This window comes from Erwinia magellanica, from assembly GCF_039023495.1.
Taxonomy (GTDB): Bacteria; Pseudomonadota; Gammaproteobacteria; order Enterobacterales; family Enterobacteriaceae; genus Erwinia.
The window spans coordinates 736,025-750,189 of sequence record NZ_JBCHVC010000002.1; the positions used below are offsets into that span (position 1 = coordinate 736,025).

Annotated in this window: 11 protein-coding genes; 4 read left to right on the top strand and 7 right to left on the bottom strand. The window is 55.0% G+C overall.

Translation table 11 applies throughout. The features are described from left to right. Positions 1-48: 48 nt before the first annotated feature. On the bottom strand, positions 49-1,254 hold the full coding sequence (gene pncB, locus AAH450_RS10705) for a nicotinate phosphoribosyltransferase (RefSeq protein WP_342910192.1): 1,206 nt from the start codon (positions 1,252-1,254) through the stop codon (positions 49-51). A gap of 264 nt (positions 1,255-1,518) precedes the next feature. Here pncB and pepN point away from each other — a divergent pair, with 264 nt between their 5' ends. Then, a complete protein-coding gene (pepN, locus tag AAH450_RS10710) occupies positions 1,519-4,134 on the top strand; it encodes an aminopeptidase N (protein ID WP_342910193.1) in 2,616 nt (871 codons plus the stop codon). A 294-nt stretch (positions 4,135-4,428) separates the two neighbouring features. Here the strand turns inward: pepN and ssuB are convergent, their stop codons facing one another. The 5 genes from ssuB to ssuE are packed head-to-tail and all read right to left on the bottom strand — an operon-like array spanning position 4,429 to position 8,690. Next, complete coding sequence (gene ssuB / locus AAH450_RS10715; RefSeq protein WP_342910194.1) at positions 4,429-5,217, bottom strand: aliphatic sulfonates ABC transporter ATP-binding protein; 789 nt, start codon at positions 5,215-5,217, stop codon at positions 4,429-4,431. After that, entirely contained in the window at positions 5,214-6,005 is a 792-nt protein-coding gene (gene ssuC, locus AAH450_RS10720) for an aliphatic sulfonate ABC transporter permease SsuC (RefSeq protein WP_342910195.1), read from the bottom strand. Before ssuC ends, ssuB begins: the two co-directional genes overlap by 4 nt. Positions 6,006-6,013: 8 nt before the next feature. Then, the gene (gene ssuD / locus AAH450_RS10725; RefSeq protein ID WP_342910196.1) at positions 6,014-7,159 is read right to left on the bottom strand and encodes an FMNH2-dependent alkanesulfonate monooxygenase; all 1,146 of its coding nucleotides are present in this window, start codon (positions 7,157-7,159) and stop codon (positions 6,014-6,016) included. Positions 7,160-7,172: 13 nt separating this feature from the next. Beyond that, positions 7,173-8,129, bottom strand: coding sequence for a sulfonate ABC transporter substrate-binding protein (locus tag AAH450_RS10730; protein WP_342910197.1), 957 nt, complete (start codon positions 8,127-8,129; stop codon positions 7,173-7,175). 9 nt (positions 8,130-8,138) lie between these two features. Continuing rightward, positions 8,139-8,690 carry an NADPH-dependent FMN reductase gene (gene ssuE / locus AAH450_RS10735; RefSeq protein ID WP_342910391.1) on the bottom strand — a complete coding sequence of 184 codons (552 nt, stop codon included), beginning with the start codon at positions 8,688-8,690 and terminating at the stop codon, positions 8,139-8,141. Positions 8,691-9,054: 364 nt separating this feature from the next. On the opposite strand from ssuE, the gene pyrD reads away from it, so the two are divergent. Beyond that, positions 9,055-10,065, top strand: coding sequence for a quinone-dependent dihydroorotate dehydrogenase (pyrD, locus tag AAH450_RS10740; RefSeq protein WP_342910198.1), 1,011 nt, complete (start codon positions 9,055-9,057; stop codon positions 10,063-10,065). A gap of 172 nt (positions 10,066-10,237) precedes the next feature. Next, the gene (locus tag AAH450_RS10745) at positions 10,238-10,783 is read left to right on the top strand and encodes a cell division protein ZapC (protein ID WP_342910199.1); all 546 of its coding nucleotides are present in this window, start codon (positions 10,238-10,240) and stop codon (positions 10,781-10,783) included. A gap of 2 nt (positions 10,784-10,785) precedes the next feature. Here AAH450_RS10745 and AAH450_RS10750 read toward each other — a convergent pair whose 3' ends face one another. After that, positions 10,786-11,898 (bottom strand): YcbX family protein, encoded by a 1,113-nt coding sequence (locus tag AAH450_RS10750; RefSeq protein ID WP_342910200.1) that lies wholly within the window; start codon positions 11,896-11,898, stop codon positions 10,786-10,788. A gap of 146 nt (positions 11,899-12,044) precedes the next feature. Between AAH450_RS10750 and rlmKL the strand changes: the two genes are divergently transcribed. Then, on the top strand, positions 12,045-14,162 hold the full coding sequence (rlmKL, locus tag AAH450_RS10755; protein ID WP_342910201.1) for a bifunctional 23S rRNA (guanine(2069)-N(7))-methyltransferase RlmK/23S rRNA (guanine(2445)-N(2))-methyltransferase RlmL: 2,118 nt from the start codon (positions 12,045-12,047) through the stop codon (positions 14,160-14,162). Positions 14,163-14,165 lie beyond the last annotated feature (3 nt).

Genomic DNA, 14,165 nt, shown 5'->3' on the forward strand with positions numbered 1-14,165 from the left:
GGTGTTAAGAAGAGGAGAGGGGGAGCCTCTCCTCTTTTAAAGCCGGGACTAACTGGCTTTTTTCACCAGCGGCAGATCGAAGGCTTTACGCAGGGCGCGAACAAAGGCTTTGTCCTGGCAAATTGTTTTGCCCGGACTGTCAGAGAGTTTGGCCACCGGCTTGCCGTTACACTCAACCAGCTTAATGACGATATTCAGCGGCTTAACCTGCGGGATATCGCAGGTCAGGCGGGTGCCGATGCCAAAAATAACGTTAGCGCGCTGGCCAAAGTGACGGTAAAGCGCCACGGCTTTTTCCAGGTCGAGGTTGTCGGAGAAGACCAGCGTTTTGCTGCGAGGATCGATACCAAGCTTCTCGTAATGCGCAATCGCTTTCTCGCCCCATTCAACTGGGTCGCCCGAGTCATGGCGCAGCCCCTGATAACGGGTGGCAAAGTTCTCGCCGAAATCGCGCAGGAAAGCATCCATAGTAATACAGTCCGTTAGCGCGATCCCCAGGCTGTCAGGATATTCATCGAGCCAGGCCTGTAGCGCCGCCCGCTGGCTGTTTGCCAGAACCGGGCTGATCTGCTGATGCGCCTGAAACCACTCATGCGCCTGAGTGCCTACTGGCGCGATGTTTAGCTGACGGGCAACATCATAATTACTGGACCCTACCAGCCAGGGGAATTCCTGCTTGAGCGTGCCGACAATCGCCTGCTGTACTTCGCGGGAGAAGCGACGACGTGTTCCAAAGTCCATCAATTTAAAACGTGACATATCCAGATCGGCTGTCATTATTTTGAAATCGGCCAGTCGGGTTTGCAGATGCTCCACGGCCATCGCTGCGGTCACCTGCGGCGAGCGGTGGCGATGTACCACCTCACTGATCAGTGCCAGAAGCGGCACTTCCCACATGATCACATCCAGCCATGAACCGCTGATACGAATATCCAGCTTGCCCTGATGGTTGCGAACACGGACGTGTGCAGGATCGTAACGATACTGGCGCAGCCAGGCAAGGTAGTCCGCCTTAAAGAAAGGCAGGGTGGCAAGATAGTCGGCCTCTTCATCCGTCAGCGCCAGCGCCTGCATAGAGGCTATCTCCCGGACAATCTCATCCGCATAAATACCCAACAGGTCGTCGCCCCGGCAGCGGAACTCGGCCACCACGGAGACTTTTTTATAACGGTGGAACACGGCCTGCTGCATATGCAGCTTGTAGGCGTCCGTGTCCAGCAACGTGGTCATGATCGGGGTAGCATGTCGTGTCATGGTGCGTTTCAGCATCCTCAGGCGAAGAGCGTTATCCCTGGTTATAAATAAAAGAAATGACGCAGGAGTATAACTTGATTACTCATTTATTGAACCCGATCACAGCACAATTCCGCGGATAAGGTCGAGGGCAATCCGTGCGCTTGTTAATGGGATGTGTCTTTTAAGGCGCTATTCCGCCCGCAGCGCGATTCGACGTGGCAACATCGCGCTAACAGGAATAGACTTGAAAAGGTTAACTAATTATCGACGTGAGAAGGACTTATGACGCAACTGCCACAAGCCAAAAATCGCCATGATTATCGTGCTCCAGATTTTACCATTACCGATATCGATCTGACTTTCAATCTGGATGCCAGCACTACCAGAGTGACCGCCATCAGCCGCGTCAAAAAACTGGGCGCTGAAGAGGCAGAGCTGCGCCTGGATGGGGAAGATCTCACGCTTGTTTCGCTTGAGATAAACGAGGGTGCCTGGCCGCACTACCGCCTTGAAGAGGGGGCGCTGATCGTTGAGCAGCTGCCTGAAACCTTCACGATGAAAATCGTCAATGACATTCATCCTGACAAGAATACCGCGTTAGAAGGCCTTTATAAATCGGGTGAAGCGCTCTGTACGCAATGTGAAGCCGAAGGCTTCCGGCATATTACCTGGTACCTCGATCGTCCGGATGTTCTGGCCCGTTTTACCACCACCATTATTGCCGAGCAGACGCTCTATCCTTATCTCCTCTCTAACGGTAACCGCATCGATGGTGGCCAGATGGAAGATGGCCGTCACTGGATGAAATGGGAAGATCCCTTCCCGAAACCTTGTTACCTGTTCGCGCTGGTGGCAGGTGATTTTGACGTGCTGCGCGACAGCTTCAAAACCCGCTCAGGCCGTGACGTTGCGCTGGAAATTTTTGTCGACCGTGGCAACCTGGACCGTGCAGACTGGGCGATGACCTCGCTGAAGAACAGCATGAAATGGGATGAGGAGCGGTTTGGTCTGGAATATGACCTGGACATCTTTATGATTGTCGCCGTGGACTTCTTCAACATGGGCGCCATGGAGAACAAAGGCCTTAACGTCTTTAACTCTAAATATGTGCTGGCGAAGGCGGAAACTGCCACCGATAAAGATTACCTCGGCATTGAAGCGGTGATCGGCCACGAATATTTCCATAACTGGACGGGTAATCGCGTGACCTGCCGCGACTGGTTCCAGCTCAGTCTGAAAGAGGGGCTGACGGTATTCCGCGACCAGGAGTTCAGCTCCGATTTAGGCTCCCGTGCGGTTAACCGTATCGATAATGTCCGCATTATGCGTGGCGCTCAGTTTGCAGAAGATGCCAGCCCGATGGCGCATCCGATCCGCCCTGAGCAGGTAATCGAAATGAACAACTTCTATACCCTGACGGTATATGAGAAAGGTTCAGAAGTGATCCGTATGATGCATACGCTACTGGGAGAAGAGAATTTCCAGAAAGGTATGCAGCTCTATTTTGAACGCCATGACGGCAGCGCGGCCACCTGTGATGACTTTGTGCAGGCGATGGAAGATGCTTCTAATGTTGATCTTTCGCAGTTCCGCCGCTGGTACAGTCAGTCCGGCACGCCAATCCTCTCTGTTCGCGACGATTACAACCCGGAGCTGGAGCAGTATACGCTGCATGTCACCCAGAGAACGCCAGCCACTGCCGATCAGAAAGAGAAGCTGCCGCTGCATATCCCGCTGGATATTGAACTCTATGATGGCGAGGGCAAGGTAATTCCTCTACAGCACAACGGCCATCCGGTCCATAACGTGCTCAACGTCACTGAAGAGTTCCAGAGCTTTATCTTCGATAACGTCTATTTCCAGCCGGTGCCTTCCCTGCTGCGGGAATTCTCCGCGCCGGTGAAGCTGGACTATAACTGGAGCGATGCGCAGCTTACTTTCCTGATGCGCCATGCACGTAATGACTTTGCCCGCTGGGATGCGGCGCAGAGCCTGCTGGCGACCTATATCAAGCTGAATGTTGCCCGGCAACAACAGGGCCAGCCGCTTTCGCTGCCGCTGCATGTCGCCGACGCTTTCCGTGCGGTGCTGCTGGAAGAGAACAGCGACCCGGCGCTGAGAGCGCTGATCCTTTCGCTCCCGAGTGAAAATGAGATAGCCGAGCTGTTTGATATTATCGATCCCCAGGCGATTGCCGATGTGCGTGCTGCGCTGGTGCGCCTGCTGGCGACGGAGCTGGCTGATGAGTGGCTGGCGGTTTACAACGCTAACCAGAGCACGGATTACCGTATTGAACATGCGGAGATTGGCAAGCGTGCGTTGAAAAATGTCTGCCTGGGCTATCTTGCCTTTGGCGATGTTGAACTGGCGGACAAGCTGGTTAAAGCGCAGTTTAGCAAAGCGAATAACATGACCGATTCGCTGGCGGCAATGGCGGCTTCCGTAGCGGCGCAGCTTCCCTGCCGTGACGAGCTGCTGCTGGCGTTTGATGAGCGCTGGCATCAGGATGGGCTGGTAATGGATAAATGGTTTACCTTGCAGGCTACCAGTCCGGAGCCAGACGTGCTGAACCGCGTTCGTGCCTTACTGAGTCACCGCTCCTTTACGCTCAGCAATCCAAACCGCATCCGTGCGCTGATTGGCGCATTCGCGTCGGCTAACCCTTCAGCCTTCCACGCCGCTGACGGCAGTGGTTATCAGTTCCTGGTGGAGATCCTCTCCGATCTCAATACGCGTAACCCACAGGTTGCGGCACGGATGATTGAACCCCTGATTCGTTTGAAACGTTATGATGCGGGCCGTCAGGCTCTGATGCGTAAGGCGCTGGAACAGTTGAAAGGGCTGGATAAACTCTCGGGCGACCTTTACGAGAAAATCAGTAAAGCGCTCTCTGCCTGATACTGGCTGAGCAAAGGGGCGGATAAGTATCCGCCCCTGAGAGGTTATCGCTGAACTTGAGCCAGATGACTTTTCTCTCAGACAGGCTGTTGCAGAAGATCTGGCACAGGTGCCAGTTGGGCCTGTGCACTAGCTAAACCTGCGCTAATGACTTTTCTATGGTTAGAGGTGAAATACGGCTGGCATGAGCCGGGAACAAAGCGTGCCGCGCTATGGACGGCGCGGTTTGGGCTGTCAGGGATGACGCTCCCGGCCTCTTTGTGAAGGGTTCATGCCTGCCACACCTTCTTGATTTTACCGCTGAGCGTAACGTTTTTCCGCTTCTACCGGTGAACGTTTCATCACCCGATCCAGCACTTCTGCCTCCAGTTCTGCCAGCCTGACCGAACCTTTGCGGCGCGGACGAGGAAGATCCACCAGCAGATCCAGCCCGATATTGCCCTCCTCTATGAGCAGTACCCTGTCAGCCATGGCTACCGCTTCGCTAACGTCATGCGTCACCAGCAGTACGGTGAAGTGGTGCTTCTGCCAGAGCGACTCGATCAAATCCTGCATTTCGATGCGGGTCAGGGCATCCAGCGCCCCCAGCGGTTCGTCCAGCAGCAGCAGACCAGGACGATGGATTAGCGCACGGGCCAGCGCCACGCGCTGCTTTTGCCCACCGGAGAGCGCAGCAGGCCACTCTTTTGCCCGGTCGGCCAGTCCTACAGCTTCCAGCGCTTCCAGCGCGTTCTGTTTCCAGGCCTTGCCCTTAAGGCCCAGCCCGACGTTATCAATGACACTTTTCCAGGGCAGCAATCTCGCATCCTGAAACATCAGGCGGGTATCATCCTGCGCATCACTCAGCGGCGCGTTTCCGGCAAGTAAACTCCCAGAGGTGGTTTTCTCCAGGCCCGCCAGCAGGCGCAACAGCGTACTTTTCCCGCAGCCGCTGCGGCCAACTACCGCCACAAACTGTCCGGAGGGAATATGCAGATCGATATTGTTCAGTACCGTCCGGCCTCTGTACTGTTTGCTGACGCCGCCGATCACCAGCGGCGTTCCGGCATTGAGGCGTGCCGGAGAAGGCGTTAACTCGCTCATGCGTTTTCCTCTTTCAGTTGATAAGCGGGATGCCAGCGCAGCCAGACGCGTTCCAGTAACAGCGCGCAGACATCAGCCAGTTTTCCGAGCAGGGCATAAAGAATAATGGCCACCACGACCACGTCAGTTTGCAGGAACTCCCTGGCATTCATGGCCAGATAACCGATCCCTGAATTAGCGGAGATGGTTTCTGCCACAATCAGCGTCAGCCACATCAGGCCCAGCGCAAAACGTACGCCTACCATGATCGAGGGCAGGGCACCCGGCAACACCACCTGAATAAACAGGCTCCAGCCAGAGAGGCCATAGCTGCGGGCCATCTCAACCAGCCCACGGTCGACGTTACGAATGCCGTGATAAGTATTCAGGTAGATTGGGAACATCGTCCCAAGCGCCACCAGAAAAATCTTGGCGGACTCGTCAATACCAAACCAGAGGATCACCAGCGGGATCAGCGCCAGATGCGGCACGTTACGCAGCATCTGTACCGAGGTATCCAGCAGACGCTCACCCAGCCGCGACATCCCGGTGATCAGCCCCAGAATCAGACCAATCGAGCCGCCGATGGTGAAGCCTACGGCAGCACGCCAGCTGCTGATGGCAAGATGCTGCCATAGCTCGCCGCTGGCGGAGAGCTTCCAGAAGGTGATCAGAATGGCTTCCGGAGAGGGCAGGATCCGCGTGGAAAGCCAGCCACTCTGCGAGGCAATCTGCCAGACCACAATCAGCAGCACCGGAAGCGCCCAGGGCACCAGCTGATTAGCCAAACGTGAAAGCGGCTTGTTCATTTTCACCTCTAACTCTGAGAAACTTTTTGCGGGGTGAAGTCGTTCGCTATCGCTTCACCATGAGCGGAAACAACGCGAGGCTGCGGCACTTCAGGCACCGCTAAATCCAGATGCGGGAAGAGCAGTTCGCCCACGCGATACGCTTCCTCAAGGTGCGGATAGCCGGAAAGAATAAAGGTTTCTATCCCCAGATCGGCATACTCCTGCATTCTTGCGGCGACGGTTTCGCCGTCACCCACCAGAGCCGTTCCCGCGCCACCGCGAACCAGGCCTACGCCAGCCCAGAGGTTAGGGCTGATCTCCAGTTTGTCCCGGCGGCCGCCATGCAGGGCGGCCATACGCTGCTGGCCCACTGAATCTGTCCTTGCCAGGGCGGCCTGCGCTTTGGCAATGGTGGCATCATCCAGATGTGAAATCAGGCGATCCGCAGCCAGCCAGGCCTCTTCATTGGTTTCACGCACAATGACGTGCAGACGAATGCCGAACTTCACGTTCCGTCCCTGGGCCGCAGCCTTGGCGCGTACCCGATCGATTTTTTCCTTCACCTGAGCAGGCGGTTCGCCCCAGGTGAGATAGACATCAACCTGTTCAGCCGCCAGGTCCTGGGCCGGGTCTGACGAGCCGCCGAACCATAAAGGCGGACGCGGTTGCTGAACGGGTTTAAACATTAATCGGGCGCCGCGAACGTGCACATGCTTGCCTTCATAATCGACCGTTTCGCCTTCCAGCACCCGGCGCCAGACGCGGGTGAATTCGGCCGATTCTGCATAACGTTCTGTGTGATCGAGGAACACGCCATCACCGGCCAGCTCTTCAGCATCGCCGCCGGTAACCAGGTTGAACAAAGCACGGCCATTGGAGAGACGGTCCAGCGTGGCGGCCTGGCGCGCGGCCTGGGTGGGCGAAATCACGCCGGGCCGTAAAGCCACCAGAAAGCGCAGTCTCTGCGTGACAGGGATCAGTGAGGCGGCAACCAGCCAGGCATCTTCGCAGGAGCGACCAGTAGGGATCAGCACGCCTCCGAAACCCAGGCGGTCGGCAGCCTGAGCAATCTGCTGTAAATAGCCGTGATCAACCGGGCGGGCGCCTTCTGCCGTGCCTAAATAGTGGCCATCACCGTGGGTGGGTAAAAACCAGAAAACGGAAAGACTCATGGTGAACTCCTGATTAATTTGCGCTGGTGGGCTGCCAGATACGGCTGGCGATCTCAACTTTTACCGGCATTAAATGGTTGGCATAAAACAGGTCGGCAGTTTGCTGCTGCGCCTGGGCCGTTTTCTCGCTGACCGGGCTGATGCTGGTTGGTGGACGATGATCCAGATAAGTCGCCACCACCGGCTTCGGCAATCCCATCGCCTGGGCCAGCAGGTCAATACTTTGCGATCTGTCGCTCAGCGTCAGCGCATCAGCCTGACTGAAAGTGGCGAGCACCTTGCTGATAAACGGCCCGTTTGCCTGAGTAAAGGGGCGCGTTGCCAGATAGAAAGATCCGGTCTGATTGAGCTGGCTACCGTCAGTCAGCACCCGGACGCTGCCCTGCTGTAACGCGGCGGAATAATAGGGATCCCAGATAGCCCAGGCATCCACATCACCCTGCTGGAAGGCGGCACGGGCATCGGCGGGCGTCAGGTAGGCGGGCTGGATATCTTTAAATGACAATCCCGCTTTTTGCAGCGCTTTAAGCAGCAAATTGTGTGAGCTGGAACCTTTCTGGAAGGCCACTTTATGTCCTTTCAGATCGGCCACCGTCTTAAACGGACTGTTCTTCGGTACCAGGATCACTTCTGCTTTGGGTTTTGGCGGTTCAGCACCGACGTAAAGCAGATCCGCGCCCGCAGCCTGAGCAAAGATTGGCGGGATATCACCCGTACTGCCCAGATCGATGCTGTTGACGTTTAATGCCTCAAGCATTTGCGGGCCTGCCGGGAATTCCACCCATTTAATCTGCGTCTGCGGGAACTGCTTCTCCAGCAGATGATGCGATTTGGCCAGCACCATACTCACCGACCCTTTTTGGTAGCCGATGCGAAACGTTTTTGGGGCGTCTGTGTCGGCAGCAACTGCCGAACCTGCCAGCACGCTGGTCAGCGCCAGGGCAGAAAAAATACGGGCTAAAAGCGTCATCTCTCTTCCTTATACCGCGACGGCAAACGGTTGATGACGGCGAGCCAGCGCAGCCCAGAAAGTCTCAACGGATTCATCAATACGATCTTTTAAAACAGGAGAGAGTTCAGGGGTGCGATCGTAGTGGGTAATCTGGGTGTCATCTGCAAACACGCCATGCAGCACTTCCTGCGCCTTCAGGGCGTTCAGAACGGGCTTAAGCGCATAATCGACGGCCAGCATATGGGCGACAGTACCGCCTGTAGCCAGTGGCAGCACCACCTTGTGTTCCAGAGCGCGTTCAGGCAGCAAATCCAGCAGCGTTTTTAGCGCACCGGAGAAAGAGGCTTTATAAACGGGGGTCGCCACAATAAGGCCGTCAGCCTGGGCTAAATCTTCTTTCAGCGCCAGCAAAGCCGGAGAGTCAAAACGCGCATATAAGAGATCTTCAGGAGCAAAGTTATGCAGATTCCAGGGAATGACTTCCACGCCGCGCTTTTCAAGCAGTTGCTGACAGATCGTCAGCAGGGCGGTAGAGCGTGAGGGAAAGCGAGGACTTCCCGCCAGAGTAATAACGCGCATCATTTCTCCTTATAACCAAAAGTTATTGAACTAAGAAATTCGGTAACTGTGAGGTCTATCCTGACAGAGAGAGGAAGGAGGCTTAAATGATTTATCCGGCATATTTATGTCGATTTTTGGCAATAGCGCCTGAGAGGCAGGATTATTAAACGCTAACGTTTTACTTTCCGGGGAAAGGACTTTACCATTTTCCCCCGCGCCTGCAGCGTCACTGCACCGCACTTTGGCCGTTTGGCCCTCCGACAATAAAAATAAGGGGAGCGCTGTAGAGTGACGCAAAACGCATTTTTCAGGGTTGCTGTCGCCAGGCGATAACAACTTTTGTCCTATCCAGGCCTGATATCTCGGGCATTCAGGAGCGATCATGTACTACCCCTTTGTCCGTAAGGCACTTTTTCAGCTTGATGCGGAGCGTGCCCATGAGCTGACGTTACACCAGTTGCAGCGCGTGACAGGTACCCCTTTAATGCATCTGGTGCGCCAGTCTCTGCCTTTTAAACCGGTTAACTGTATGGGCCTGACGTTTAAAAATCCGCTGGGCCTTGCTGCCGGTCTGGATAAAAACGGGGAATGTATAGACGCTTTTGGCGCAATGGGCTTCGGGTTTATTGAAATTGGCACCGTCACGCCGCGTGCGCAACCGGGTAACGATAAGCCACGCATGTTCCGCGTGCTGGAAGCTGAGGGCATTATTAATCGCATGGGATTTAATAATCTTGGCGTGGATAACCTGATAGAGAATGTGAAAAAGGCCCATTTTGATGGCGTGCTGGGGATTAATATTGGCAAGAATAAAGATACGCCGGTAGAAACCGGCAAAGAGGATTATCTTACCTGCATGGACAAAATCTACGCCTATGCCGGATATATCGCGATTAACATCTCCTCGCCAAACACGCCGGGATTGCGCACGCTGCAATATGGCGAGGCACTGGACGATCTTTTAAGCGCAGTTAAACAAAAGCAGAAAGATCTTGAAGCGCTGCATCATAAATATGTTCCCGTCGCCGTAAAAATTGCCCCCGACCTGACAGAAGAAGAGTTGGTGCAGGTGGCCGACAGTCTGGTGCGTCATAATATCGACGGTGTGATAGCCACCAATACTACGCTGGATCGTTCACTGGTTAGCGGCCTGAAATATGCAGACGAAGCAGGGGGCTTAAGCGGTCGCCCGGTGCAGTTAAAAAGTACCGAAATTATTCGCAGCTTGTCAAAAGAGCTGCGGGGCAGGATGCCTGTTATTGGTGTGGGCGGCATTGACTCCCTGGTTTCTGCGCGGGAAAAAATCGCGGCGGGTGCTTCGCTGGTACAAATCTACTCCGGCTTTATTTATAAAGGGCCACCTCTGATAAAAGAAATTGTGACCCATCTGTGAGATAATTCTTAGTTAAACCGGCCAGGGGCTTTATTTTCGCCGCTGGCTCGTTTATATTTTCTCCTGTTTATCCATTATTTAGCCTGATTTGACCCGCTGGCAAACTGATATTCATTTTCAAATCCAGAGGGAGCACGCTGAGAAGGGCCATATTAAAACAACGGGATCCATCATGAGAATTAAACCTGACGACAGCTGGCGCTGGTTTTTTGATGCAGAACACGACCGCATGATGCTGGACCTGGCTGATGGGATGCTGTTCCGTTCCCGTTTTCCCCGCAAGATGCTCTCTCCTGATGCGTTTACTACCTCAGGATTTTGTGTTGATGATGCGGCACTTTTTTTTACTTTTGAAGAAAACTGTCGTAGCTGCGAACTCAATGCAGACCAGCGTGCAGAGCTGGTCCTGAATGCGCTGATAGCCTGCCGTTTCCTGAAGCCGCTGATGCCAAAAAGCTGGCATTTTGAAACGCACCGGCAGGATGGCTGGACGCCGACAGTGGGTGAACTGGTCAGCGTGAAGCTGTGTGAAAACGGCGAACAAGCCGTATTGCTGGTGGCAGAAAGCGGAGAAAATGCTGCACTCTGTCTGCTTGCTCAGCCCCAGTTAACGCTGGCAGGACGCAGTATGGTGCTGGGTGATGCGATCAAAGTCATGCACGACAGGTTACAGCCGCACGCGCAATCGCGTCTTTTACAGCTGGCACAGGCGGTTTAAGTTTATTCAGTCAGGATGATATTACCCGCTGGAATACAGCTGCAACTGAGGATCGTACCGTTATCACGAACGGCGCCTTTCTTCATCGGCTTAACTTCCCCTGAAACCAGCGTCATCCTGCAACTACCACAAATCCCGGCGCGGCAAGAGTAGGGGATATGGTAGCCCTGCATTTCCAGCTGCTCCAGAAGCACCTGCTGATTATTCCCCGTGAAGCTTTCACCCTGCCAGCTTATTGTGATGTTTTCCGCACTGCTGTTTTCAACTTCCAGTGATTCAGTGACCTGGCCCGCACCATAGGGGCGGGGGGACTTGCTGGCCACAACCTGAAGTTCGTCTCCCGCGCGCATAATACCGCTGGTTCGGGCTATCAGGTTAAGGCCAAAATCGATGTCGCCACTGCCATCCATCGCGGTGCGGAATTTTTGTAGCGTGGAGAGCGGTTCTCCGCTGGGATGCTTGCGGCCGCGCTCGGGGCTGACGGTGGTAAAGATGCAGCGGCTGCACGGCTTTGGCACGTCGAAGAGAATGTCGCCAATGCGCACGGTTGACCAGCTGTCTTCTGCCCATGCCGTCGCGCCGGTGACCACAATGTTAGGCCTGAATTGCTCAAGCTTTACGCCTGCCGGGCAGCGCTGACGTAAATCGTGCAGCGAGGCGTCGTTAATCAGCAAAAACGGAAAGCCATCCGCAAAGCCCAGCGGCACCTGTTCAAAATTTTTCACCCGACGCGTCATCTCCGGGCCTACCCAACGGAGCTGAACGGGACGGGGAAAGAAGGCGCTGAGCCACTGATTGATCGCATCCGGCGCTATCAGTGCGGTGAAGTTGTTGCCCCACACTTCAGTAGGCGCGCCATCGGGGGCAAAGTCCGTGAGACGGATTGTGGCGCTGGTGCCATCGGGGGCAGAGAGAAAGAGCCCCTCCGGGATCAGTGCCGGAGTAAAGAGCACCATCTCCGGATACTGGCGCGCGGTAATAAAGGTGCCATCCGTGTCCGTAATCATAAAGACGCGGTCAAATGCCAGCCCACTCTTCAGCGCCTGCGCATGGGAAACCTGCGTACCGCGCATTGATTTCACCGGGTGAATGTACAGACGAGACAGGCTAATCATGGTGCTCTCCGGGCAGATAAAGCGGAAAAAACAGACGACAGGCAAGAAAAGCGGCGGGGTGCCTGCTGAAAAGAAGCTAACTTTATGACATGTGCCTGCGATTAGCTATAATGCGCAGCAATTTTCTGAAGACGATAAGTGACACTATGAATTCTCTGTTTGCCAGTACGGCGCGTGGGCTCGAAGAGCTGTTAAAAAGTGAACTGGAAGCGATGGGCGCGCAAAGCTGCCAGATCGTCCAGGGCGGCGTACATTATCAGGGTGACGATCGTCTGATGTACCAAAGTTTGATGTGGAGCCGTCTGGCTTCGCGCATTCTGCTGCCGTTGACTGAATGTGGCGTCTATAGCGATCTGGACCTCTATCTGGGCGTGCAGGCGATTGACTGGCCAGCGATGTTCGGCAGCGACAAAACCTTTGCGGTGCACTTCAGCGGCCTGAACGAGGTGATCCGCAACAGCCAGTATGGCGCGTTAAAAGTCAAAGACGCGATTGTGGACAGCTTCACCCGCAAAAATCTGCCGCGTCCTGATGTGGATCGCGAGCAGCCCGATATTCGTATCAACGTCTGGCTTAATAAAGACACCGCCAGTATTGCGCTCGATTTAAGCGGCGAAGGGCTGCACCAGCGCGGCTACCGTCAGCAAACCGGTCAGGCACCGTTGAAAGAGAACCTGGCCGCCGCCATTGTTCTCCGATCTGGCTGGCAGGCGGGTACGCCGCTGGTCGATCCGATGTGTGGCTCGGGAACCCTACTGATTGAAGCGGCGATGATCGCCAGCGATCGCGCGCCAGGCCTGCATCGCCCGCACTGGGGTTTTACTGGTTGGGCGAAATTTGATGAGGCGTTATGGCGCGAAGTCACCAGCGAGGCGCAGGTTCGTGCCAGACGCGGTCTTCAGGAAACGTCCTCCCGGTTTTACGGTTATGACAACGATTCACGGGTGATTGAACGCGCTCGTGCCAATGCGCGTCGTGCCGGTCTGGGCGAAGTAATAAGCTTCACCGTGCAGGATGTGCTGAAGCTGAATAACCCGTTGCCAGAAGGCCCGGTGGGGACACTGCTCAGCAACCCCCCTTACGGCGAGCGTCTGGAAAGCGAACCGGCGCTGATTGCGCTTCACAGCCAGCTTGGCCGGATTGTAAAAAGTCATTTTGGCGGCTGGAATCTCTCTTTATTTAGCGCCTCTCCAGAGCTTTTAAGCTGCCTGCAACTGCGTGCCGATCGCCAGTTCAAAGCGAAAAATGGCCCACTGGACTGCGTGCAGAAAAATTACCAGCTGGCCATCAATCCTTCTGCCGGGGCAAACGGGCAGGTTGCGGAAGATTATGCTAACCGCCTGCGTAAGAACCTTAAAAAGCTCGAAAAGTGGGCGCGTCAGGAGGGCATTGAATGCTATCGCATTTATGATGCCGATCTGCCAGATTACAATGTTGCCGTAGATCGCTACGGCGACTGGGTGGTCGTGCAGGAGTACGCACCGCCCAAAACCATCGAACCGGCAAAAGCGCGCCAGCGGCTGTTTGATGTGATCTCTGCCACGCTCAGCGTGCTGGAACTCCCTTCTAACCGGCTGGTGCTGAAAACCCGCGAGCGTCAGAAAGGCAAAAGCCAGTATCAGAAGCTGGGTGAGAAGGGCGACTTCTTCGAAGTCTCCGAATTCAATGCCAAATTGTGGGTCAATCTCACCGACTATCTGGATACTGGCCTGTTCCTCGACCACCGTATCGCCCGTAAGATGCTTGGTCAGATGAGTAAGGGGAAAGATTTCCTGAACCTGTTCGCCTACACCGGCAGCGCCAGCGTTCATGCCGGCCTGGGCGGTGCGAAAAGCACCACCACGGTAGATATGTCGCGCACTTATCTGGAGTGGGCAGAGCGTAACCTGCGTCTGAATGGCCTGACGGGCCGTCAGCATCGCCTGATGCAGGCAGACTGCCTGAGCTGGTTGAAAGAGTCTGATGAGCAGTTCGACCTGATCTTTATCGATCCGCCAACCTTCTCCAACTCCAAGCGTATGGAAGAGAGTTTTGACGTTCAGCGCGATCATCTGCTGCTGATGAAAGATTTGAAAAGGCTGCTGCGTAAAGGCGGCACCATTATGTTCTCCAATAACAAACGCGGTTTCAAAATGGACCACGACGGGCTGGCTGAGCTGAATCTTGCTGCGCAGGATATCACCGCCAAAACCCAGTCGCAGGATTTTGCCCGTAACCGTCAAATACATAACTGCTGGCTGATTACTCATGCCGGTAAGGAATAAGAT